Below are 21,221 nucleotides of genomic sequence, written 5' to 3'. Positions count from 1 at the left end.
CTGCGGGACCATCACGAAAAGGAGGAGGAACAATGAAAGAAAAGTTGCTGTCTATGCTTTTGGCAGGGATAACAGCGGGTGTCCTGTCTGCCTGCTCCGGGCCCCAGGTGCGCTGTACCACGGCTGAAGACAACCCTGAGCACCATTACTTGCGTGGCATGGAGGCTCTGGAGAAGAGTGATATCACTGCAGCCCGGGAGAAATTCGACCGCGCCCTCTACTGCAATGAAAAATACTCTCCGGCATACGCCGGCAATTCCATCGTGGCTGCCGAGAAAAGCCGCACCCAGGGCGATGACGCCTTCCGGACAGTGGAGGTAGGACGTTCCCGAGATTTTCTTGATCGGGCAGATAAATACGCCGATACCACGGAAGAGCAGTTCGATTACTACCTGGCCGTCATGCGCGACAATACAATCCTGAAGGAAAAAGGCTGGCTGAAGGAGACCGAAGGGGCGTTCGGGGATGCGGCGGCCCTCAAGCTTGACGAGCAGAAACTGGTTTATTACCAGGGGAAGGAAGCTGCTGACTACTTCATGGGGCTTGCTTACCTTCAGGCGCTGGAATTCCGGAAGGCCAGGGATAAATTTGCCGATGTGCTGAATGCCAGGCGGGAAGGGAAGTGGCACGACAAGGCTGACCGGGGATGGAAGAAGACGGACAGGACTGTTCGTGCCATGTCAGGGCTTACCATAGGAGATGTGGGCAAAAAAATTGCGGTGAAGGATTCGGTAAGCCGCGGCGATCTGGCGGCGCTTCTCATGGATGAGATGAAGATGGACAAGCTGATGGCCGGCAGGCTATCTGCAGCCTCACAGGGAAAGCATCTCAAAGCGGAATTCACGCCGGCAGACATCGCCGATCACCAGTTCAAGGATGAAATCCTGACCCTGTTGAAGTGGAAAGTACGGGGCCTGGAGCCCAGATTCGATGAAACGACCAAAGCCTATTTGTTCAAACCGGCAGAAGCGGTTACCAGGGGGGAAATGGCATTCATCCTGGAGGATGTGCTGATCAAACTGACCGGAGATGAAAAACTTGCCACTGCCTACTTCGGACAGGAACAATCGCCATTTCCCGATGTGCGCAGCACGTCTCCGTTCTTTAATGCGGTGATGAACATGACCACCCGTGCCATCATGGAGGGTGAACTCTCCGGTGAATTCCGCATCAATGAACCTGTCGACGGCGCCGAGGCACTGTTGGCCGTGCGGGTACTGAAACAGAAAATAAACATCCGCTGAGAGGGAGAGAGATATGAAAAGGCTGATCTTGATGACCATGTTGCTGGCAGGGCTTGCCCGGCCTGCCTTTGCCGAAGACGAAAACCAAAACCTGGTGCAGGTGGATGATACCTTTACCAAAACCAAGACCTGGTTGAGTGGGCGCAATCTTACCCTCACCGGTGGCACTGCCGGGGCCCGGGACGATAACGCCGCCTTCAGCCAGGAAGCGATCCTTTTTTACGGCGAAGCCATAGGCAACCCCAACCACAAGACTCCGGCCCAGCGCGAGCTGATGGCAAAGCGGGCGGCTGTGGTTACTGCGCAACGGGCTCTGGCGGAATATCTGCAAGGTTTTGCCATAGTCGGCGACACCCTGGTCAAGGACGGCATGGCCGAATATGACGTTATCAGGTCGGCGGTTTCCTCTTTCGTCAAAGGAAGCCAGGTGGTGTTCCAGGAGTACAGCCAGGAAAAGGATACCGCCATAGCCATCATCAAGATCGGCATGCATGGGGCAAAGGGTTTTGCCACTGCTTTTTACGAGAAACTGAACAAGGACCCGAAGCTGAAAAAGGAATTCGCCACTGACAAACCGACCTTCAAGGCCGATCCTGTAAAGCTTGACGAAGCCTATGATGGACTGATCATCGATGCCACTGAGCAGGATTTCCGTCCAGCCCTCATCAACCGTATCTTTGCTGCCAATGGCGAGGTCATCTACGACCCGGCAAAGGTAAGCCAGAAGGTGCTGGTGGATCAGGGCTGCGGCGAGTACACCAACAGCATTGAAAAGGCCAAGGCGGCCCTTGCATCGCGCAATGTGAAGAACCCGCTGATAGTGAAGGCTTCAGGTTCGGCAAACAGTTCAGACCTGCAACTGTCCGATGATGATGCGGTTACTGTCTACTCGGCAAACCGCAAGGGGGATTTCCTTGCTGCCGCCAAGGTCGCTTTTGTTTTGAAGTAGGCTAAACGTCGTCAGAATAGGGGCAGGAGAAAGTATATGCATATCTCCTGTCCCATTTTTATGCATCCTTGGCCGCCGGTCATGAATAATTCCATGGAGATGGTACCATTTACCGGGGGGGGAATCGTGCACGAACTGTCCATTGCCCGGAGTGTGGTCGATATTTGCACGGAAAATGCCGGCGGCCGTCGCGTCTGCTCCGTCACCATCGAAATAGGAGCGCTGTCCGGTGTCGCTACGGAATCAATCCGGTTCTGTTTTGATGCCTGCACCAGAGGCACTTTATTGGAAAACGCCCTGCTGCTGATCGAGCATGTGCCGGCCAGTGGGCGTTGCCGTCAGTGCAATTCCGAATTTCCCGTCAAGGCCTGTTACGATCCGTGCCCTGCCTGCGGTGGCGTGGGCATGGATCTCATAACCGGGGAGGAGCTTCGGGTCAAGGGGTTGACGGTAGTTTGAAGACAGACCCTTTGAATCATCTTTTTTTACCCAGATCCAGCGTCCAGTAATCCATTGCGGGAACACCCCTGTAGGTGCCGGTTGCAGCTCCGGCGCCTATTTCCAGATATGCCGGATTCATGATGTTCCTGCAGTGCCCCTCACTGTTGAGCCATGCCTGTACCACTGCCGCCGGTGTGGAATAGCCTACGGCAATGTTCTCCCCATAGGTGCTCCAGATATATCCCGCCTGTGTTAACCTGTCTCCTGCAGAACTCCCATCACTCCCCGTATGACTGAAAAAGTCCCTGGCGGCCATGTCATTTGAATGTCTGGACGCTGCAGAGCCTATCTGATCATTCCAGGTGATGGCAGTAGTGGGCCCATAATAGGTGGTGCCGCAGGTCATTCCCGACAGGCGGGCCTTATTGATGGCAGCCACCATTGCTGCCTGCATGGCAGAACCGGTTGAAGAGGAGGCCGGAGCAGGGTTGGCGCTTGTTGGCTCAGTGGTTGTTGTCGTTGTTTGAGCTGGAGCAGGCGCGGTAGGTACGGTGTTTGGCATTGTTGCGGTTGAAGCCGTTGTATCAGGAACAGTGGTCGGATTGATGGTTTCCGTGGAAATTGGTGCCGATGTATCACTGGAGGGGGTATTTGTTGTCGGTGTAGCCGTGGCAGTTCCTTCTTGCGTATTGGCCGGACTGGCGGTGCCGGGGCCGGTTGTTACCGTTGATCCGTTTTCACTTGCGAATGAGCCTCCGTTGCCGGTCTGGGCGGCGATGTTTGTTCCACTATCGCCACTGCCGCTTCCGCAACCGTTCAGAGTACCTACCAGTACCATCGCCGTAAACCATGCCACCAATCTCATAAGCTTTCTCCTTCTCCTTGATTCATGTTGGCCCATGGCATAAAAAAAGCCGGGGCTTCAATATCCAGAGAGATATTTCGGCGTCCCGGCTGTCTCAGTAAGACCCTGTAGGCTTTCCGTCCCACCCTTGCGAATGGTTTAGTATTGTCGTCTATCCTGCTTCGTTTTTGCAGAACAAAAATACCGCAGATAAGATTTACAAGTCAAGGGTTGCGTGCAGAACTTGAAAGACTTTCCATGGGCGTAGCGGGTACTGCAAATGCCGATGATCAAGCCTCGCTGCCTTGACCTTTGCCGATTTGGTGTTATAGCTTACCTGAAGATTCAATCCTGTTGCATCCTTTGCAGAAGCGGAGTTACAGCCGGAGGACAAACAATTCATGTGTATTACCTGCGGCTGTGGCGAGCATGACCATCACCATAGTAATTCCCGGTCCGATGCACAAGTGATCTCCATTGAGACGGATATTCTCGCCAAAAACAACCGGTTTGCCAAATCAAACCGTCAGCTCTTCATCGGCAGAAACATCTTTACCCTCAATCTGCTCGGGTCCCCCGGCTCCGGCAAGACGACCATCCTGGAGCAGACCCTTAAGAACATGGTGACCCTCCGTTGTGCCGTCATTGAAGGGGATCAACAGACAGACAATGACGCGGTGCGGATAGCTGCCACCGGTGTGCCGGTGGAGCAGGTAAATACCGGGGCCGGCTGCCATCTCGATGCCCAGATGGTCTGCCTGGCCCTGAAGGCCTTCGACCTGGAAAAACTGGATCTGCTCTTCATCGAGAACGTGGGTAATCTTGTCTGCCCCGGTGCATTCGATCTTGGGGAACACCATAAGGTCGTCGTCCTCAGTGTCACCGAAGGGGAAGACAAGCCGCTCAAATATCCGCAGATATTCCGCGCCGCCCAGGTGGTGCTGCTCAACAAGATCGATCTGCTGCCCCATTTGGACTTCAATGTGGAGAAGTGCAAGGAGATGGTCCGCAGCATCAATCCGGCCATGGCTATCCTGGAGGTTTCCGGCAAAAGCGGGGAGGGGATGGATGCCTGGTACCGGTGGCTGTGGGAATTGTCTGTGAAGAGCGAGGGGTGAGGGGTGATGATGGGGCAGGAGCGGATCAGGGTCCAGGTGGAAGGCATTGTTCAGGGGGTGGGATTTCGCCCCTTCGTTTACCGCCTGGCCCGGCGGCACCAGCTGACCGGGTGGGTGAGAAATACCTCCCGTGGAGTATTGCTTGAGGCTGAAGGAAGCAACCAGCAGCTGGATCTCTTTTATTCGGCCCTGAACGATGATGCTCCACCACTTGCTGCCATTACCTCGATCATTAGAAGTATTATTGCAACCGAAGACAGCCGCGATTTCTCCATTCTGCCCAGCAGCTCCGGCGGAGGTGAACTGCAGATTTCACCCGACTGTGACGTATGTCCCGATTGTCTGGCGGAGCTGTTCGATCCCGGCGACCGCCGCTATCAATATCCCTTCATCAATTGTACCAACTGCGGTCCCCGCTATTCCATCATCACCGGTGTTCCCTACGACCGCCAGGCAACCACCATGGCAGATTTCCCCATGTGCGACGACTGCCGTGCCGAGTATGAGAATCCGGCAGACAGGCGGTTTCACGCCCAGCCCAATGCCTGTCCGGTTTGCGGCCCCAGGCTGTACCTAATCACTGCGACTGGTGAGAAAGTTGCTGGTGATCCTGTCGCAGAGGCCATTCGTCTTTTGAAATCGGGCAAGATCGTTGCCGTAAAGGGGACCGGCGGTTACCACCTGGCTGTGGACCCCTTTAACGGCCCAGCCGTTGCCGAGCTGCGGCACCGGAAAAAACGCAATGAGAAGCCCTTTGCCCTTATGGTGAGGGACCTGACGCAGGCCGGTGTCCTCGCCCGCCTGGACCCCATTGAGGAGCGCCTGCTGGCCGGGCCGGAAAAACCCATCGTCCTTCTGTGCAAGCGTGAGGGAAACGGGATTGCTCCCCAGGTTGCCCCTGCCAATGACTATCTCGGGCTGATGCTGGCATCAACCCCCCTTCATCACCTTTTGCTTCGCGATTTCATCGCCCTGGTCATGACCTCGGGAAATGTCTCGGATGAGCCGGTGGCGTACCGGGACAGGGAGGCGGTGGAGTCTCTCGCAGGCATTGCCGATTATTTTCTTGGCCATGACCGGCGGGTGCATTGTCGTAACGACGATTCGGTGATCCGGGTTTTTCAGGGCAAACCTATCTTTTTGCGCCGCTCCCGGGGCTATGTGCCCAGAAGCATTCGGTTGCACGAGGCACAGAAGCAGGTACTTGCGGTGGGAGCCGAGCTGAAGGGGGCCATTTGTCTGACCCGTGGCGACCATGCCTTCATGAGTCAGCACCTGGGGGACCTGAAAAACGAGCCTAATCTGCAGTTCCTTGACCAGACTGTTTCCCACCTGAGGCAGGTCCTTTCGGTCAACCCGAAGGTTGTCGCCCACGACCTCCATCCCGACTATCAGTCCACCGCCTATGCTCAGGCCTCTAGCCAGCTACTGGTGCCGGTGCAGCACCACCATGCCCATATGGCCGCCTGCATGGCGGAAAACGGTCTGGAGGGAGTTGTCCTGGGGGTTGTGTTCGATGGCACCGGTTATGGACCGGACGGCACCATCTGGGGAGGGGAATTCCTTTTGGGCGATTACCGCAATTTCAGGCGAGTCGGCCATTTTTCCCAGGTTCCTCTTCCCGGAGGTGACGCAGCGGTGCGGGAGCCATGGCGGATGGCCCTATCCCACTGCCATGCCGTTTTCGGCAGCGATGCTTTTTCTCTCAAGCTTCCCGTCTTTTCGGTCCTGGCAGATGGGGATAAGAGACTTTTGCAGCGAATGCTGGAACAAGGCCTGAACTCACCCCTCACATCCAGTTGCGGCAGGCTTTTCGATGGGGCGGCGGCTCTCATCGGCTTACGCAGCAATGTGTCCTATGAAGGGCAGGCCGCCATTGAACTTGAGGCCCTGGCCGAAAAAGGTTCAACGGAATGGCATTATCCCTACGCCATCGTTGCTACAGATGAAAAATTCACCCTGGATTGCCGCTACATCATCGACGGCCTGGTCAACGACCTGCTTGCCGGTGAAGCCGGTGCCAACATGGCGCTTCGTTTCCATAAGGCTGTGGCCGCAGCCACAGCCGATATCTGCGTCAAGGCAGGCAAAGCCCATGGTGTGAACCGTGTGGTTCTGTCAGGTGGGGTTTTCCAGAACAAGCTCCTGTCAGGGGAGGTCCATGACCGTCTAGTGGCAAAGGGCTTCCTGGTCTTCAGCCACCGGCTGGTCCCCCCCAATGACGGCGGGCTTGCCCTGGGCCAGGCGGTCATTGCCGGAAGGAGCGACGCATGTGTGTAGCTGTGCCGATGCGGATCATCAGCATCGATAACGATACGGCCATTACCGAAATCGACGGCGTCAGGCGGGAAGCGAGCCTGATGCTTCTGGGCGATGAAGTGCAGGTGGGGGATTTTGTCATCGTCCATGCGGGCTTCGCCATCTCCAGGCTGGATGAAGAAGTCGCCCGGGAAACCCTGGCCCTGATGCGTGAGGTTCTTTCGTCCGATGCTATGGGGTAAGCCAGAGCCTCCGCCGGCTCTTTTCGGAATGGACTTGGATGAACTACGTTAAACTTTTTGGTGATAAAGAGATTGTCAATGGCTATGCCGAGCGCATCGAGGCGCTGACTGCCGGCCTGGAAGTGCCTCTGACCTTGATGGAGGTCTGCGGTACCCATACTATGGCCATCAGCCGGTTCGGCATCAGGTCTCTTCTCCCGCCGAAGGTGAGGCTTATTTCCGGCCCCGGCTGCCCTGTTTGCGTCACTCCAAACCACTATCTGGATCGCGCCATCGCCCTGAGCAGGCTTCCCGATGTCATTATCGCCACCTTCGGCGATATGATGCGGGTGCCTGGTTCATCCAGTTCTCTCATGGAGGAACGGGCCAGTGGTGCGGATATCAGGATCGTCAACTCGCCTCTGGATGGGGTTGCACTGGCGGCACGGAACCCGGACAGAAAGATCATTTTTCCAGGCATCGGATTCGAGGCCACGGCACCGGCCGTTGCCGCCAGTATTCTTATGGCAGCCAGGCAAAAGCTGGATAACTATCTAGTCCTGGCCGGCCACAAAACAATGCCTAAAGCCATGGAAATGCTGGCGGCGGAACCGGCTGCGGCAATCCATGGCTTTATCTGCCCGGCCCATGTGAGCGCCGTCATCGGTACCGATGCCTACCTCCCACTTGCGGAAAGACACCATATCCCCTGCGTGGTGACCGGTTTCGAACCGGCGGATATCATGCAGGGGGTGGAGATGCTGATCCGGCAGAAGATTGCCGGGGAGGCGAATGTGGAGAACCAATACCGCCGGGTGGTGAAACGGGACGGGAACAGCAAGGCCAGGGAAGTCATGTCACAGGTATTTACTCCCTGTGATTGCCATTGGCGCGGCATCGGCATCATCCCCGGCAGTGGGCTGAAGATCAGAAGAAGCTATGCCCGGTTCGACGCTGAGAAGGTGCTTCCAGTCAAGGTAGAGGAGCAGGAGGAGCAAAAGGGTTGCAGGTGCGGCGATGTCTTGAAAGGGAAAATTCAACCCTTCGATTGTCCTCTTTTCGGCATGCAGTGTACCCCGGAAGGTCCGGTAGGGCCGTGTATGGTCTCCTCCGAAGGCAGCTGCGCCGCGTATTATAACCATTAAGAAATGCTGCATATCCATGTGTTCGGGCAATAAGACCTACGCAGCCGGGGCGCAAAAGCGGCATCCATAAGAGGATGAAAATGAATGGAGATTTGATTCTTCTTGGCCATGGAAGTGGCGGAAAGCTCTCCCATCAGCTTCTGGACCAGCTCATTATCCCCTCCCTCTCCGGTGTCTCCCTTACGGGGCAGAACGACGCCGCTGTTGTGGATCATGAAGGGAGCAGGCTTGCTTTCACAACCGATTCCTATGTTGTCGATCCCATCTTTTTCCCCGGTGGGAATATCGGCGACCTGGCCGTGAACGGGACCGTCAACGATCTTGCCATGGTCGGAGCGAGGCCTCTCCATATGAGTGTCGGTCTGATCATAGAGGAAGGCTTCAGCAGGAGTGATCTTTCTGTCATCCTCGCCTCCATGCGTTCAGCGGCAGATCTGGCCGGGGTAGCGATCGTCACCGGCGATACCAAGGTGGTCCCCAGGGGCAAGGCCGATCGTATCTTCATCAACACTTCCGGCATCGGCATCCTTGAGCACCAGCTGCATATTAGCGGCAGCGGCGCCAGGGTAGGGGACAAGATCATTATCAATGGCACCATCGGCGATCACGGCATAGCCGTGCTTGCAGCGCGGTACGGGCTTGAACTTGTAGCCGGCATCCAAAGCGACACTGCTGCCCTCTATGGGCTGGTGGCTGAATTGCTCCCGGAAGGGGAATATTTGCATGTGCTGCGGGATCCTACCCGTGGGGGCGTTGCCACCACCCTCAAGGAAATAGCCCTGCAATCCAATGTCACCATCAGCCTCCAGGAAGCGGCCTTGCCTGTCAAAAGTCCAGTCAGCGGCGTATGTTCCATACTTGGGCTGGACCCTCTTCATATTGCCAATGAGGGAAAACTTGTGGCGGTAGTTGCTGCCGACGCTGCGGAAAGGGTGTTGGCAATCATGCGTCGCCACCCCCTTGGCCTGGATGCGGCCGTTATCGGCGAGGTTGTGGACGCTTCTGCCGGCAAAATGGTTATGGAAACGGTAGTTGGTGGGATCAGAGGTGTTGATATGCTGACGGGTGAGCAGTTGCCGCGAATCTGCTGAGATTCAATCGAGAACTGTCTTTTCGAATTCCAGCCCGATGCCGTATTCCGTAGATCTGATGACTTTCGCCTGCAGATCGCAGAGCATGTTGGGGGTGGAAGAGGTATAGATGGTCACTTCCACCGTCTCGTTCACCGGAATCAGGACATCGGTCGTGACAAATGCACCCTTCATGCTGAGGTCCCGGACGGTACCGCTGTACATGGTGTTATTGAATTTGATGTTGGTGTCGGAGTGCATTGCCAGCCGGGCGAATTTTCTTTTTTCCATGGACATTCTCCCATTGTTTGCAGTCGGATATTTTGCTATGCCGGTCGTGAGACTGCTGGGCTGCCAGGTGATTGCAATGACCGTGATTTGATTGATGCGGGCTTACAGCGGCTGGTCGGAATGGATTCCCGAGCTGAATTCCATTACCGTGTCAACTCTGATTACCAGTCTGTACTGCACTTGAGGCAGGGCTGAATCTTCCCCCTCTTTTGTGTAGCCGTCCATTATGGCAGTATCTGTAGCTGATTCGACCACACCCCCGAATTGGTAGCCTTTATCGGTAGCAGGAGTCGCCACCGCAACTGCAACCATCGGATTTGCCGTAATATTTTCCATTGTGGTGCGACATAACCAGGCTTCAAAGACAAGGTGCGAATCGTTTCTGACGTGGAGATCCCGTCCTGCGGCCAGGTGAGGGTGTCCAGTTGCGTCTGCCGAAGCTACGAACGCATGCCCTGCTTCTTCAATGAACCGGCCCATTTCTTCAGTCAGAATTCCCATTCTGCTTCCTTGCCCATGGCCATTACTTGGGATGAATTGCATATCTATCTAGTGCTATCTAGTGGTTTCCGATTCGGAAAGAGGGGATTTTTTGTCCTGGCAAGGAAATCAAGGGCCAGAAAAGCACCCTTTCCGGATGGAAACTATCTATAATTGTTAAAAGTATAGCAATAATGAACAGTGGCGCAAGGCGCATATTTAACCGGAGGCCGGGGAAATCGATGGCTGCCGGTTTCAAAGATGGTCCCGTGGCACGCAATGTGCTATAAACGGTGGCATTGATTTGAGAAATCCTGCGGAAAAAGGTGAGCCGCTATGAATAACAATGTTGCCAATCAATCGGTCCTGATCGTCGATGACGATACTGCTGTTCTGCATGAATTGAGACTGATGCTTCTATCCAACGGCATAAGGGGGATAGAGACCATTTCCGACAGCAGTGAAGTGGTGTCCAGGCTGGAGCAGAACAACTATTCGGTGGTGCTGATGGATTGGATAATGCCTGGCCTGACCGGTGCGGAACTCCTTCCGTTGCTGGCACGCAGGTTCCCCCATGTCCCGGTTATCGTCATAACGGCTGTCAGCGACCTGCAAACGGTGGTCAGATGCATCAAGCAAGGGGCATTCGACTACATGACCAAGCCGGTGGATGCCGACCGCCTGCTGCTGACCGTGGAAAAGGCGTTCCACATCAGCGAACTTGCCAATCAGAACAAGGTGCTGAAAGGCTATCTCCTCGGCGAGCCGTTGGCCCACCCGGAACACTTCAGTGACCTGATCACCAGAAGCGAAAAAATGCAGTCCCTCTTCAAGTTGATAGAAACGGTCGCACCCTCATGCCATCCCGTCCTCATCCAGGGCGAGACCGGTGTCGGCAAAGAACTGATCGCCAGAGCCATCCACAGGTCCAGCGAGTTCTCCGGAGCCTTCGTCCCCCTGAATGTTGCCGGCCTGGATGACTTCATGTTCAGTGATACCCTCTTCGGCCACAAAAAAGGCGCTTTCACCGGCGCCAACGAGCCCAGGGAAGGACTGATCGCCAAGGCCCAGGGGGGAACCCTGTTCCTTGACGAGATAGGTGACATGACCATGGAATCCCAGGTCAAGTTGCTGCGGCTTTTGCAAGAACGCGAATACTACCGGCTCGGCTCCGATGTCCTGATAAAGTCCGATGCACGCATCATCGCCGCATCCAACCATGACTTCTCGGCTCTGATTACCCAAGGTAAATTCAGGCATGACCTTTACCAGCGCCTCTGTTTCCATGAGCTGCATATTCCGCCTCTCCGGGATAGAAGCCAGGATATCATTCCCCTTGTGGAGCATTATGTGGCCAAGGCAGCAAGTTCTTACGAAAAGCCGGTACCGGATATTTCCCGTGAACTGGTGGTCGCTTTGCAGGAATATGACTATCCGGGAAACGTTCGGGAGCTTATCAGCAAAATATACAAGGGGGTTGCCCAGAGCCGCAGGGAGATTCTTACCCTGGAGGACTTTCCCGAACTGAAGCAAAAGGGGGGAAGCGGCAAACCGGAAGTTAAGCTGGCATATGCTGGGATTTTTTGCCTGCAGGCCACGTTTGAGCAATTTCCCAATTTTTCCGACATGGAGCGCCTGCTGTCAGATGAGGCGTTAAAGATAACAAACGGTAACAAGACCGCTGCTGCCGAGCTGTTGGGCATTTCCAGGCCCACCTTGCAGAAGAAGCTTGCGGCATTCGGCAGCCCATGAGTGCGATTTATCCTGCCGATTGGGGCACGGGAAGCCTGATGGTAAAGGTGCTTCCCACTCCGGGCGAGGAAAGTACCTCCAGCTTTCCCTGGTGTTCGGTGATGATGAAATTGGAAATGTAAAGACCCAATCCGCTTCCACCGTCATCGATTCTCGTTGAGAAAAAAGGCTCGTAGAGCCTCTCCTGGTTTTCCGGAAGAATTCCGACTCCTTCGTCTCTCACGGAAATAAGCACTTCTTCGGCACGGCCATCCCTGGCGGTTGTAAGATTAATGGTGCCGCTCTCACCGGGCATTGCCTGGATGGCGTTCAACAGCAGGTTGATAATGACCTGTTCCATCTGGTGCCGGTTGCCGTTCACCAGCGGCAGGTCGTCAGCCAGTTCCACGGCAATCTCCAGATTGCCATGACGGCCATGGGCGCGGATTACAGCCAGGGCATCATTTATGACCATGTTGACATCCATGTCCGGGCGCAACTCGTTGCGTTCTCCCAGGCTGTAGGACCTGAGGTTCCTGATTACCGCTTCGATCCTCCCGGTATTGCGGATGATATTCTCACCGCTCCTGATCACTTCTTCACCTGCCATGCTCAGTGGAATCCCGCCCAAGCTGAAATCACCCTCCTCCCTGGCTACCCCTTCCAGCACGGGGACAGCATCCTTCCATGCCTTGTTAAGGTACTGTGCAGCAAGTCTTATTGCGCCGTTGGGGTTGTTGATTTCGTGGGCCATGCTGGAGACCAGCAGCCCGAGGGAGGTCATCCTGTTGGTCTGGATCAGCTTGGCCATGAGCAGCTTTCTTTCTTCCCGGACCTCGATTTTCATGGCATTGAGCAGTTCCGACTGCAGCCGTCGGTTTTCCAGCTCCCGATTTTGCAGGGTCGTTGCAAGATCGTTGATTGCCATGGCAGCCTGTTCAGGCTCATCGTTTGATTGGATGGCAATCCTCACCGAATAGTCGCCTTGCCTGATGTGCTCGACTCCCTGCATCAGAGCGTTGAATGACCGGGTAGCTTTTTTCAGGGCGAGAAAACTGAGGGCCAAAACCGATAACCAGAAAATAAGAGCCAGAGTCGAGGTAAAGATAATCGTGTCCCGGATCTTTTTCGGCAGGTCTTCCGAATTCAGGTACAGGCGTACCGAGCCGATGGGATTTGCCTCACCCGTGCCGTCCCCGGTCAGCGCCGATTCGGCTGAATCGGCCATGCTGCCGGAAGTGACACTCACGGTGACACTGGTAACGGTGCCCGGATCCTCCACGTTCTGTTTTACCAGATCGACAAGTACCGTACCTTCCTGATTAGCGATGACAACATGGACAACCCCCGGTTTTCGGACCGTTTCCCGGGCAACATGCTCCAGTGTCTGTCTGTCTTCCGCATATAGCGGCAGACGTATGGTGTTGGCAAGAAGTGAGGCGAGAAGATGGGCTTTTTCCGCTGCCTGCAAGCGGTATGAGGCAATATCGTGATTTACCAGAAGCCCGGTAAACAGGGCGGTGATAAGGGCGGTGATGACCGTGAAAATGGCAAACAGCCTGAAGCGAAAGTTTTTTTTCAGTTTCTGCAGGTTCATGTCTGCGCTGTTTGCGACCTTTCTTTCGGTTTCTTTCCAGCTCGATACCGCAAGTCCTGAATGACGATTTGTTCCAGGGTCGCATCGAAAAATTCCTTACGGCAATCTAATCCCTCAATGGCATTGTTTTTTACCAGCGTGAGGAACCTGCAGCCGCCAAAGCAGATGGGCAGGTAGCTGCAGTCCAGGCATTGTTCGTTTTTCCACAGGTTCAGGTTATGGGAGACGGAATAATCACTTATTCCATCCGTCAATGTTCCGACCGACAGCTCCGGCCAGCCGATAAAAGCGGGACATTTGAACAGCCTGCCGTCGTAATTTACTGCCATGTAGTCATCAAATTCAACCATACATGCGGCCATTGCAGGTTTATGCACTGCATACCCCCGCTTTAATGTTTCCTCCCGCAGAAAGAGTGCCGCCTCCGCAAGCCAGGCATCGGCAGAAGAGGTGCAGCCCGATACGAAGCTGATTTCGGCGGATTTGGCCGCCTTCGGTATGATGGGCGAGAATTGTATCAGACCTACCTTATCCGGCGTCAGTCCCTCCTTTAGCAAGTGGTCGAGCAGACGGGGGAATTGGCGATAATTGTCGGGGGAGAAATTACCCCCGATCTGTAGGTCTATGAGATCCCATACCCCTTTCAAATTGCTGACGATGGTATCGAAACTGCCATTGCCCGATATGAAGGGACGTTGCCGGTCATGGATTTCCTTCGGCCCGTCAAGGGTAACCTTGGCGCCGGTAAAGCCGAGAGGCAGCAATTCTTCAACAGTTGACCTGGTGAGAAGGGTGCCATTGGTTACCATGCCGAATGAGAACTTTCTCCCGTGGCTGTGGGCGGCATCCGAGAGGGCAGCAGCTATTTTCGTCAGTAAAGATTTTGAAAGCAGCGCTTCTCCACCATAGAAATCCAACTGGACGTCGCGATCTTGTCTCAGCTGATTATCGACAAGCGTTTCTATCAGCTGTCCGGCGGTAGCTGCCGACATGTAATGTCTGCCGCGGAAGGGGTCTTCGTAGCAGTAGGGGCAGGCCAGGTTGCAGTCAAGATTGAGGACGATGATGGCCTTGAACCTGCTGGTGCTCCGATTGGCTCTGTCTACCGTCGACAGCATCTCGTTCCTCTCGGCATCCAGATCTTCGGTGAAAACTGCCAGGCGGCTGAGCGTACGCCGGTCCGCTTCGCCAAGGGTGCCTTCACGGGCTGCTGCCAGCAGGGCTGACGAGACCCTTATCAAGGAACCCTTCCTGGTGGAGTAGACGATGAATGAATCGGCTTTGTCCGGGCAGGGATAAATTTTCAGGTAGCGGGAAAGTGGCATCTTTCTGCCTCAAAAAAGTGGGGGAGTTGTGGCTCCCCCCAGACAGGTTGGTACAGTTTCAGAAAATGCGTGTAAGGCCTGACATGCAGCAGGTATTATTCTCTTCTTCATTCGACTGCCCTTCGTCCAGAACTTCCAGTTCTACGGTTTCGTTCTCCATATTGCCACCTCCGCCGTACAGAATACATCCCGAAGGATGTCCTACAAAAGTCTATGGACTCTCAATCGACAATCTGTTATTAAAAAGCAAAATTTGATGGTAAGCATGAATTTATAACATGCAGTTTCCATTCCCTTTTGTCGTCTCATTAAAGTAGGAATCCATTTGAAGCTGTTTCGCGTTAAAATGCAACTTATTTTTATGGTCTTAGCTCTTATGGCAGTGGTTCCAGCCTGGGGTGATCAAGCGGAAGATGAGTTGACCAAACTCGGTTTTTTTACGGAAAAGATTTCCGATGCACCTGCACCTTCGCCACGCCCCGCCTCTCGCATTGCCGAGAATGTCACCGTAATCACCGCCGAACAGATTGAATCCCTCAATGTCCACACCCTGGCCGAGGTGCTTAACACCGTACCAGGTATCCAGCTGGAACAGGTGCGAACTCCCGGCAGCTGGTCTTTTTTCAATATCCAAGGGGCGATCAGCAAGCATATCCAGGTCCTTATAGACGGTGTGCCCCAAAATGACCTGGTGGAAAATGCCCCGGACCTGGGAATGATTTCCGTGCAGCACATCGAGCGGGTCGAGATTATAAAGGGGGCGGCTTCTGCTGCCTGGGGTCAGGCCCTGGGCGGAGTCATCAATATCGTAACAAAATCTCCAGAAGCTGATAAGGCTGTCGCTGGCAGCGTCTTTTCATCCTACGGCCAGAAGTCCACATCGGACATGCGTGGGGAGCTCAGCGGTACCATAAATCGTTTCGGCTATTACCTGAGTGGCGGCAATCTCCACTCCAGCGGGCTTGTCGCCGATAACCAGATCAATGGAAACAACGCCTACGGAAAGATTACCTATGACTTCCCTGCCAAAGGCTATCTAACTCTTGGTTTCGACTATCGTGGGGCGGTCAGGGGGCTTTTTTCCTCCTCTGAGTTCGATGTGAAGGATTCCGACAGCTCCAGCTATGGTTATTCCTTCCTCAATTTCGTCTATCCCTTTCATAACAGGCTGAAACTGGATTTATTGGTCCGGGAATCCCGCAAAACACATGAATATTTTGCCCACACCTATGCCGGCGTCTTACTGGGGGATTTTTCCTATACGGCCCGAGAAAGAACCAGGGGAACCAGTGCCAAAGTTACCTGGGGTGATTCATGGCGAAATCTGGTCGTAGGCGTCGATTATCAACATGACACTGTCAGTCAGAGGGTGACTCTGCTCCAGGCAGACCTTGATGAGCGGGTGATGGACCGCTGGGGAATATATACCAATGGCGCCTACACCATCGGCGACCTGACAATACTGCCCGGTATTCGCTTTGACGACACCGGAATAGATAGCAATCTATTCAGCTATACCCTGGGCGCTACCTATCAACTGACCGAAAAGACAGTGCTGCGTTGTTATGGCGCCAAGGGTTACAGTCTTCCCAACGCCTTGCGTGTGAAACCCCCGGAGCAGGTCTGGACGGCCCAGGTAGGCGCCGAATCTTCCCAACTTCCATACGTCTGGTTGAAAGGAACTTTCTTTTACAACCATCTCTGGGATATTGACAACGCTTATATTCCGGACCTGAAGCAAGCCGTAAGGCAGGGGGGTGAACTTGAGGTGCGTACGGTCCCCTTGTATGGTCTCTTCTTTACCGCCGGTTATACCTTTACCGATGCCCGCAATAGGGAAACCAACGAGCGGATCAAGACGGTGCCTGTTCATTCGGCCAAGCTTTCTCTCCAATATGACGATAGCCATACTGGTTTGCGCGGTGTTCTGACCGGAAACTACGTTCGCTGGAATGCCGTGCCTGAAAATGGAGCCAGAGATGCTTCCGTTCTTTGGGATCTGAGCCTGACAAAAAGTATTTCACTGAGGGAATATGCTCCAGAGCTGTTTTTTACGGTGCATAATGTTTTCGACAATTCCCAGTATCAGCTGTTTATGCTCGAAAACACCGGCCGGTGGCTGGAAGGTGGCATGAGGTTCAAGTTTTGAAACTGCTCCTGCCGCTTATACTGGCAGTCTTTCTGCTGTTGCCGGCGCAGGCACTGGCCGCCGAGGTTCTAATAGTGCAGAGCACACGTCATTCCGGTTACGGCGAGGCCTTCAAGGGCTTCAGGACTGCCTGTACCGTCAGCAGCCACACGATCGTTCTAGAGGACTACTCCGAAACAGACATTGCCAGAATCGTCAGGGAAGAACAGCCATCCCTCATACTGGCCATAGGCGATTCCGCCCTGGCAGCTTTGAAAAAGATCCGGCGCATTCCCATAATCTCGGTGATGGCCCTTAACCTCTCATCCGGAAATACTCCAGCCAATGTCACTGGCGTACGAATGACAATCTCACCTGAACGGTACATCACATTGTTTAAAACATTCCAGGTCAGGAAGGTGGGTATCCTTTTCAGCCAGGCGCGTAGCGGGGCCTATATAAAACGTGCACGTCAGGCCGCAGAACGTGCCGGGGTCGATCTCGTACTGCGTGAGGTTCACAACCCGCGTCAAACGCCACTGCAGTTGTCCACCCTTAAGGGCAATGTTGATTCGCTGTGGCTTTTGCCCGATGCAACGGCCATGACGAGAGGAACTGTTGATGCTTACTTCCTCTTTGCCATGGAGCAGGCTAAACCGATTTTTGCCTTCTCCGATGTTTACCTTGCCTATGGCGCCGCTGCCGCTCTGGAGGCAGACCGTTTTGCCATGGGAAAGCAGGCCGGGGAAATGGCCAATCGACTCCTTGGTGGACTGGCTCCTGCCGACATACCCGTTGAAGATCCCCGCTCCATTTCCTTAAAAACCAATCATAGTGTCATTCGTAAACTGGGTATGACCTATTCTGATTGATGGAAACAACCGGTGTAAAAAATCTTTACACCTGCCGCAAATCCGCTCCTGACAAGGGTTTACCGAAAAGTGTAAAAAAATTTTACAATCAGCTAAAGCCTTGACTGACAAGGGTTTAGCTGTCTACTGTAAAAAATCTTTACACTTTCCCATCCGCTTCCTTGTCTCCTGCAAGCCCTTTTCCCCCGATTGAAGCCATTAGCTGCTGCTAATCATCTCCTGGTCTGCGTATATACGCAGCCTTGCGACGTTTATATACGTGATCCCCGTTGTTGGCACATTCTGTGATACCTCCTACATCACAATCCTTCTTCCACGTGGTTTTTTTCGCGCTGCTGTTTCCAAAGGAGCTCATGGATGGCAAATATTGAAAAGTCGCACCTGACGGCTCGCATGCTCAATGCCGCAAAGGATGTTCTCGGTGAGGTCAAGCCTGAGTCCCTGCGAGTTGCTGAGGCCCGGATGGCGAAAATAGCGGAGGCCATATTAACCATTGCAGGCCAGGACAAGCATGGTGAGGTAATAATAGGTGACGCCCGTCTGTACCTGAATTTGCAAAAGAATGTTGCCCGTTGTTCCCTTTACGGGTTGAAAGATGTGGGGGTGCTTGCCGCTGATGCAGCAATCGACGCTGCCCTTGAGGCGGTCAGTGAGGAGGTGAACAGGGTATTATGTTTCGAGTTGCTTTAGCCCCCTTTGCCGTCGGAAAGCTTGCGGAAGAAGAGTTATAAAGATAGACTCTTCAGGATGAATCTGATATTTAAATTACCCGCAAGCCTTATCCAGGAGAGGGACAGCCAGAGTAATGATCCATGCAAGTGAAAGGGGCGTTTTGCCTGAAGAACCCATAGCGCTGATGATGGTCGGTGGGGGAATACGCTTCCCTGTCTTTGTCGGTGCATTGAAAGCCATAGAAGAAAAGGGACTGTGTATTTCGAAAGTGATTGGCTCCTCCACCGGAAGCGTCATCGGCGCACTTTATGCCGCCGGCATGACTCCAGAGGAACTTCTCCAGCTCGCACTCAGCACCGATACCCAACGGTTCAAGGATTTCAGCATCAAAAGCGTCTTGCGCAACTTCGGCCTGTGCAGCGGAGATGAGCTTGAACGCTGGGTCGACGACCGGATTGGGGGAAAGACCTTTGGCCAGGGTTTGCGGTATCCCCTGCACATTATCGCCACCGACATGCTGAGCTATCAGCCGGTGGTCTTTTGCTCCGAAAAGTTTGCCGGTGTGAAAATAGCCTCAGCTGCCACAGCTTCCAGTGCTGTCCCGTGGGTATTCGGCTACCGGAAGCTTTCGGCAAACGGTAAAAAGTACGCACTGGTGGACGGTTCGCTCATGTCGGGGGTGGTGGAACGGGGGCTTAGCCGCACCGGCAAGACACTGATCCTGAAAGTGGTTTCCAAACGGACACTGAACCATCCCCATCACGACAAAGTGCAGCTGCGGGATTATTTTCTGGAGATGCTGACCTTCAGCATGCACACCCAGGAAAAGGAATTCATGAAAGGGGGCAAGTGGAAGGATACCATCCTCCTCTACTGCGCCAATGTGGAGCCGGCAAAGTTCTCCCTGACGGAGCATGAGATAAACTTCCTCTACAGTCAGGGATATGAGCAGACCATGACTTACCTGGAGTACAAGTGGGGGATCTGAGCAGATGTAGATGAGCTGCCTTCCTCAACTGGAGGGGCAAAATGTCATTGGAGAAGATCATGAGCAGCAGCGAGATCGGCGCGGCCATCAGGCGCCGCAGACACGAATTGTCCCTGTCCCAGGAAGAACTGGCCGCACGGCTCGAAGTGTCATATCAACAGATCCAGCGCTACGAAAGCGGCAAAAACAAACTCAATGTCGAAAATATCCAGCTTGTTGCCGATGCCCTTTCAGTTCCAGTCGGTTATTTTTTTCAAGTCGTTCATCAAGAAACCGTTATCGAATCCACAATTGAGCAACCCTGTCCAAAAGAACAGGAACTGCTTGCCCAATTCAGAAGCATTCGCGACGACCAGATGAAAACTCTGGTAATCAACCTGTCACGCCTGGCGGCACAGGGGAAGGAGGCAAGGCATGATTAAAATAGGAATCAAATAAAATTATTTTGCCTTAATCATGTTCTTTTCTTTTTTTGCTGTCTCAGCCAACCTGGCAGTTCAATCCCTTCCAAATCAAAGCTTTCCTCTTTTTCAGCAAATGTAATATCAGAATTTTTCTATTATTTGTTACACGCACGGCGTGCATTTATTGTTAATGATGCACCTTTTGCGTTGTGGCAGCGGAATAAAACTTTGCTAGTGTAGTTTCCATCCGGAAAGGGTTCTTTTCTGCCCTGGCGGCGTCAATCTGCGGGCTTACTTGTGCGACGTACCGATGTACGTCTCCGCAAGCCCTTGATTTCCTTGCCAGAACAAAAAATCCCCTCTTTCCGAATCGAAAACCACTAGTTTCTCATCCGGAGTTTCCGGATGGAAACTAGTGTAAATTCCAACCACTTTCGGCATCGATTCCACCAGATATCGATCCGCCGTCAAAATTCATGCTTAGAAACTGCAATTAAAACTTACTGCGGACATATCTTCCTGACAATCCCTTTCCTACTTCTTGACAACTTCAGCCTCTACCGCGGACTACAGACATCATGCCTCAAATATCCCCAACCCGACGAAGGTGTCGGCACACCCGAGTTGATCAAAGAGAAAGGAGGTGTGAAAAGGGAGCTACGGCGTCGCAAATGATCCGGTCCACAACCGTTTCACCAGGGGCTGCACCATGCTAGCGAAAGGAGGACTAAACACATGGCAGGCGAACTCGTAAATATGTCAGACCAGTTCAAGGGATTACCCATGGAGGACCTCATCGGGGGGCCGCTCAATGCGGCTTGCAATGCACAGGTAAAATTGGCCCAGGCTACGGCGGATTTCATCAAAGTAATCGGCTTTCTTCCCCCTGCATCGGGATCTCAAGATCCATACAGCGGCGGGACGAGAAACGCACTGTTCAAATTCAGGCGGCCGGTGGATAAGCCTACTGCCATTCCCGGAACACCAGGCTCGACCATGGAGGAGGAGGTAGAAATAAGCGTACCGCTGCTGGCCATCGTCAAGGTTCCCAGCCTGAGCATCACCACGGTCGATGTTTCCTTCGACATGGAGGTCAAATCGTCCTTTTCATCCAAGGAATCCACCGATGCCGCCGCTTCCCTGGAAGCGGAAATGTCCATCGGTTGGGGATGCTTCAAGGCAACGGCAAAAATCCATGGTTCGGTGGCAACCCACAAGGAAAACACCCGCAGCTCGGATAACTCGGCGAAATATCACGTCCTGGTCCATGCAGAGGACAAGGGGATGCCGGAAGGCCTTTCCAGGGTTCTGGATATTCTGCAGACAGCCTGCGCTCCACGGGCAATCAGCCCACCCAAGGATGTGCAGCCTCTTCCCGCACCGGCCTGAAATATTCCTTAATGCACCTAATCTTCTTTGAAAACAGCGGCCCGGGGCGTCGA

General features: G+C 53.8%; 21 protein-coding genes and 1 riboswitch. Of the genes, 15 read left to right on the top strand and 6 right to left on the bottom strand.

Annotation, left to right across the window (positions count from 1 at the left end; genetic code table 11):
- The first annotated feature begins 32 nt into the window (after positions 1-32).
- The 3 genes from GEOB_RS16000 to GEOB_RS15990 all read left to right on the top strand — a co-directional run bounded on the left by GEOB_RS16000 (position 33) and on the right by GEOB_RS15990 (position 2,652).
- Positions 33-1,244: an S-layer homology domain-containing protein gene (locus GEOB_RS16000; protein WP_012648293.1), complete on the top strand. Its 1,212-nt coding sequence runs from the start codon at positions 33-35 to the stop codon at positions 1,242-1,244.
- Between the two features lie 13 nt (positions 1,245-1,257).
- On the top strand, positions 1,258-2,193 hold the full coding sequence (locus GEOB_RS15995; RefSeq protein WP_012648292.1) for a hypothetical protein: 936 nt from the start codon (positions 1,258-1,260) through the stop codon (positions 2,191-2,193).
- Between the two features lie 126 nt (positions 2,194-2,319).
- Positions 2,320-2,652, top strand: coding sequence for a hydrogenase maturation nickel metallochaperone HypA/HybF (locus tag GEOB_RS15990; protein ID WP_012648291.1), 333 nt, complete (start codon positions 2,320-2,322; stop codon positions 2,650-2,652).
- A 16-nt stretch (positions 2,653-2,668) separates the two neighbouring features.
- On the opposite strand, the gene GEOB_RS19475 is transcribed toward GEOB_RS15990, so the two are convergent.
- Positions 2,669-3,499, bottom strand: a complete 831-nt coding sequence (locus GEOB_RS19475) for a CAP domain-containing protein (RefSeq protein ID WP_012648290.1) — start codon at positions 3,497-3,499, stop codon at positions 2,669-2,671.
- Positions 3,500-3,575: 76 nt separating this feature from the next.
- Positions 3,576-3,652: riboswitch (cyclic di-GMP riboswitch) on the bottom strand.
- Between the two features lie 227 nt (positions 3,653-3,879).
- Between GEOB_RS19475 and hypB the strand changes: the two genes are divergently transcribed.
- The 5 genes from hypB to hypE all read left to right on the top strand — a co-directional run bounded on the left by hypB (position 3,880) and on the right by hypE (position 9,312).
- Positions 3,880-4,596 (top strand): hydrogenase nickel incorporation protein HypB, encoded by a 717-nt coding sequence (gene hypB / locus GEOB_RS15980; protein WP_012648289.1) that lies wholly within the window; start codon positions 3,880-3,882, stop codon positions 4,594-4,596.
- Between the two features lie 9 nt (positions 4,597-4,605).
- Positions 4,606-6,876 (top strand): carbamoyltransferase HypF, encoded by a 2,271-nt coding sequence (hypF, locus tag GEOB_RS15975; protein WP_012648288.1) that lies wholly within the window; start codon positions 4,606-4,608, stop codon positions 6,874-6,876.
- Complete coding sequence (locus GEOB_RS15970) at positions 6,867-7,097, top strand: HypC/HybG/HupF family hydrogenase formation chaperone (protein WP_012648287.1); 231 nt, start codon at positions 6,867-6,869, stop codon at positions 7,095-7,097. The genes hypF and GEOB_RS15970 overlap by 10 nt, the downstream gene beginning before the upstream one ends.
- Before the next feature lie 38 nt (positions 7,098-7,135).
- Positions 7,136-8,221 carry a hydrogenase formation protein HypD gene (gene hypD / locus GEOB_RS15965; RefSeq protein ID WP_012648286.1) on the top strand — a complete coding sequence of 362 codons (1,086 nt, stop codon included), beginning with the start codon at positions 7,136-7,138 and terminating at the stop codon, positions 8,219-8,221.
- A gap of 80 nt (positions 8,222-8,301) precedes the next feature.
- Positions 8,302-9,312, top strand: coding sequence for a hydrogenase expression/formation protein HypE (gene hypE, locus GEOB_RS15960; RefSeq protein ID WP_012648285.1), 1,011 nt, complete (start codon positions 8,302-8,304; stop codon positions 9,310-9,312).
- 3 nt (positions 9,313-9,315) lie between these two features.
- On the opposite strand, the gene GEOB_RS15955 is transcribed toward hypE, so the two are convergent.
- A complete protein-coding gene (locus GEOB_RS15955) occupies positions 9,316-9,582 on the bottom strand; it encodes a PilZ domain-containing protein (protein WP_012648284.1) in 267 nt (88 codons plus the stop codon).
- A 102-nt stretch (positions 9,583-9,684) separates the two neighbouring features.
- A complete protein-coding gene (locus GEOB_RS15950; protein WP_012648283.1) occupies positions 9,685-10,083 on the bottom strand; it encodes a pyridoxamine 5'-phosphate oxidase family protein in 399 nt (132 codons plus the stop codon).
- Positions 10,084-10,398: 315 nt separating this feature from the next.
- Between GEOB_RS15950 and GEOB_RS15945 the strand changes: the two genes are divergently transcribed.
- The gene (locus GEOB_RS15945; protein WP_012648282.1) at positions 10,399-11,814 is read left to right on the top strand and encodes a sigma-54-dependent transcriptional regulator; all 1,416 of its coding nucleotides are present in this window, start codon (positions 10,399-10,401) and stop codon (positions 11,812-11,814) included.
- A gap of 7 nt (positions 11,815-11,821) precedes the next feature.
- Here the strand turns inward: GEOB_RS15945 and GEOB_RS15940 are convergent, their stop codons facing one another.
- From GEOB_RS15940 to gptA, 3 genes are read right to left on the bottom strand one after another with little or no spacing between them, the layout of a single operon-like run.
- Entirely contained in the window at positions 11,822-13,390 is a 1,569-nt protein-coding gene (locus GEOB_RS15940) for a sensor histidine kinase (RefSeq protein WP_012648281.1), read from the bottom strand.
- Positions 13,387-14,715 (bottom strand): geopeptide radical SAM maturase, encoded by a 1,329-nt coding sequence (gptM, locus tag GEOB_RS15935; RefSeq protein WP_012648280.1) that lies wholly within the window; start codon positions 14,713-14,715, stop codon positions 13,387-13,389. Before gptM ends, GEOB_RS15940 begins: the two co-directional genes overlap by 4 nt.
- Before the next feature lie 58 nt (positions 14,716-14,773).
- Positions 14,774-14,875 carry a geopeptide gene (gene gptA, locus GEOB_RS19845; protein WP_012648279.1) on the bottom strand — a complete coding sequence of 34 codons (102 nt, stop codon included), beginning with the start codon at positions 14,873-14,875 and terminating at the stop codon, positions 14,774-14,776.
- Positions 14,876-15,091: 216 nt separating this feature from the next.
- Between gptA and GEOB_RS15930 the strand changes: the two genes are divergently transcribed.
- The 6 genes from GEOB_RS15930 to GEOB_RS15905 all read left to right on the top strand — a co-directional run bounded on the left by GEOB_RS15930 (position 15,092) and on the right by GEOB_RS15905 (position 21,168).
- Positions 15,092-16,864: a TonB-dependent receptor plug domain-containing protein gene (locus GEOB_RS15930; protein ID WP_195892554.1), complete on the top strand. Its 1,773-nt coding sequence runs from the start codon at positions 15,092-15,094 to the stop codon at positions 16,862-16,864.
- A complete protein-coding gene (locus GEOB_RS15925) occupies positions 16,861-17,715 on the top strand; it encodes an ABC transporter substrate-binding protein (RefSeq protein WP_012648277.1) in 855 nt (284 codons plus the stop codon). The genes GEOB_RS15930 and GEOB_RS15925 overlap by 4 nt, the downstream gene beginning before the upstream one ends.
- 357 nt (positions 17,716-18,072) lie before the next feature.
- Positions 18,073-18,405 carry a hypothetical protein gene (locus GEOB_RS15920; RefSeq protein WP_012648276.1) on the top strand — a complete coding sequence of 111 codons (333 nt, stop codon included), beginning with the start codon at positions 18,073-18,075 and terminating at the stop codon, positions 18,403-18,405.
- 142 nt (positions 18,406-18,547) lie between these two features.
- Positions 18,548-19,375: a patatin-like phospholipase family protein gene (locus tag GEOB_RS15915; RefSeq protein ID WP_230198969.1), complete on the top strand. Its 828-nt coding sequence runs from the start codon at positions 18,548-18,550 to the stop codon at positions 19,373-19,375.
- Between the two features lie 41 nt (positions 19,376-19,416).
- Positions 19,417-19,797, top strand: a complete 381-nt coding sequence (locus GEOB_RS19470; protein WP_012648274.1) for a helix-turn-helix domain-containing protein — start codon at positions 19,417-19,419, stop codon at positions 19,795-19,797.
- Between the two features lie 717 nt (positions 19,798-20,514).
- The gene (locus tag GEOB_RS15905) at positions 20,515-21,168 is read left to right on the top strand and encodes a DUF2589 domain-containing protein (RefSeq protein ID WP_012648272.1); all 654 of its coding nucleotides are present in this window, start codon (positions 20,515-20,517) and stop codon (positions 21,166-21,168) included.
- Positions 21,169-21,221: the final 53 nt, after the last annotated feature.

The sequence above is a fragment of the Geotalea daltonii FRC-32 genome (assembly GCF_000022265.1).
GTDB lineage: Bacteria > Desulfobacterota > Desulfuromonadia > Geobacterales > Geobacteraceae > Geotalea > Geotalea daltonii.
The sequence above is the reverse complement of the archived record's forward strand: the minus strand, read 5'-3'. Positions and strand labels throughout refer to the sequence as shown.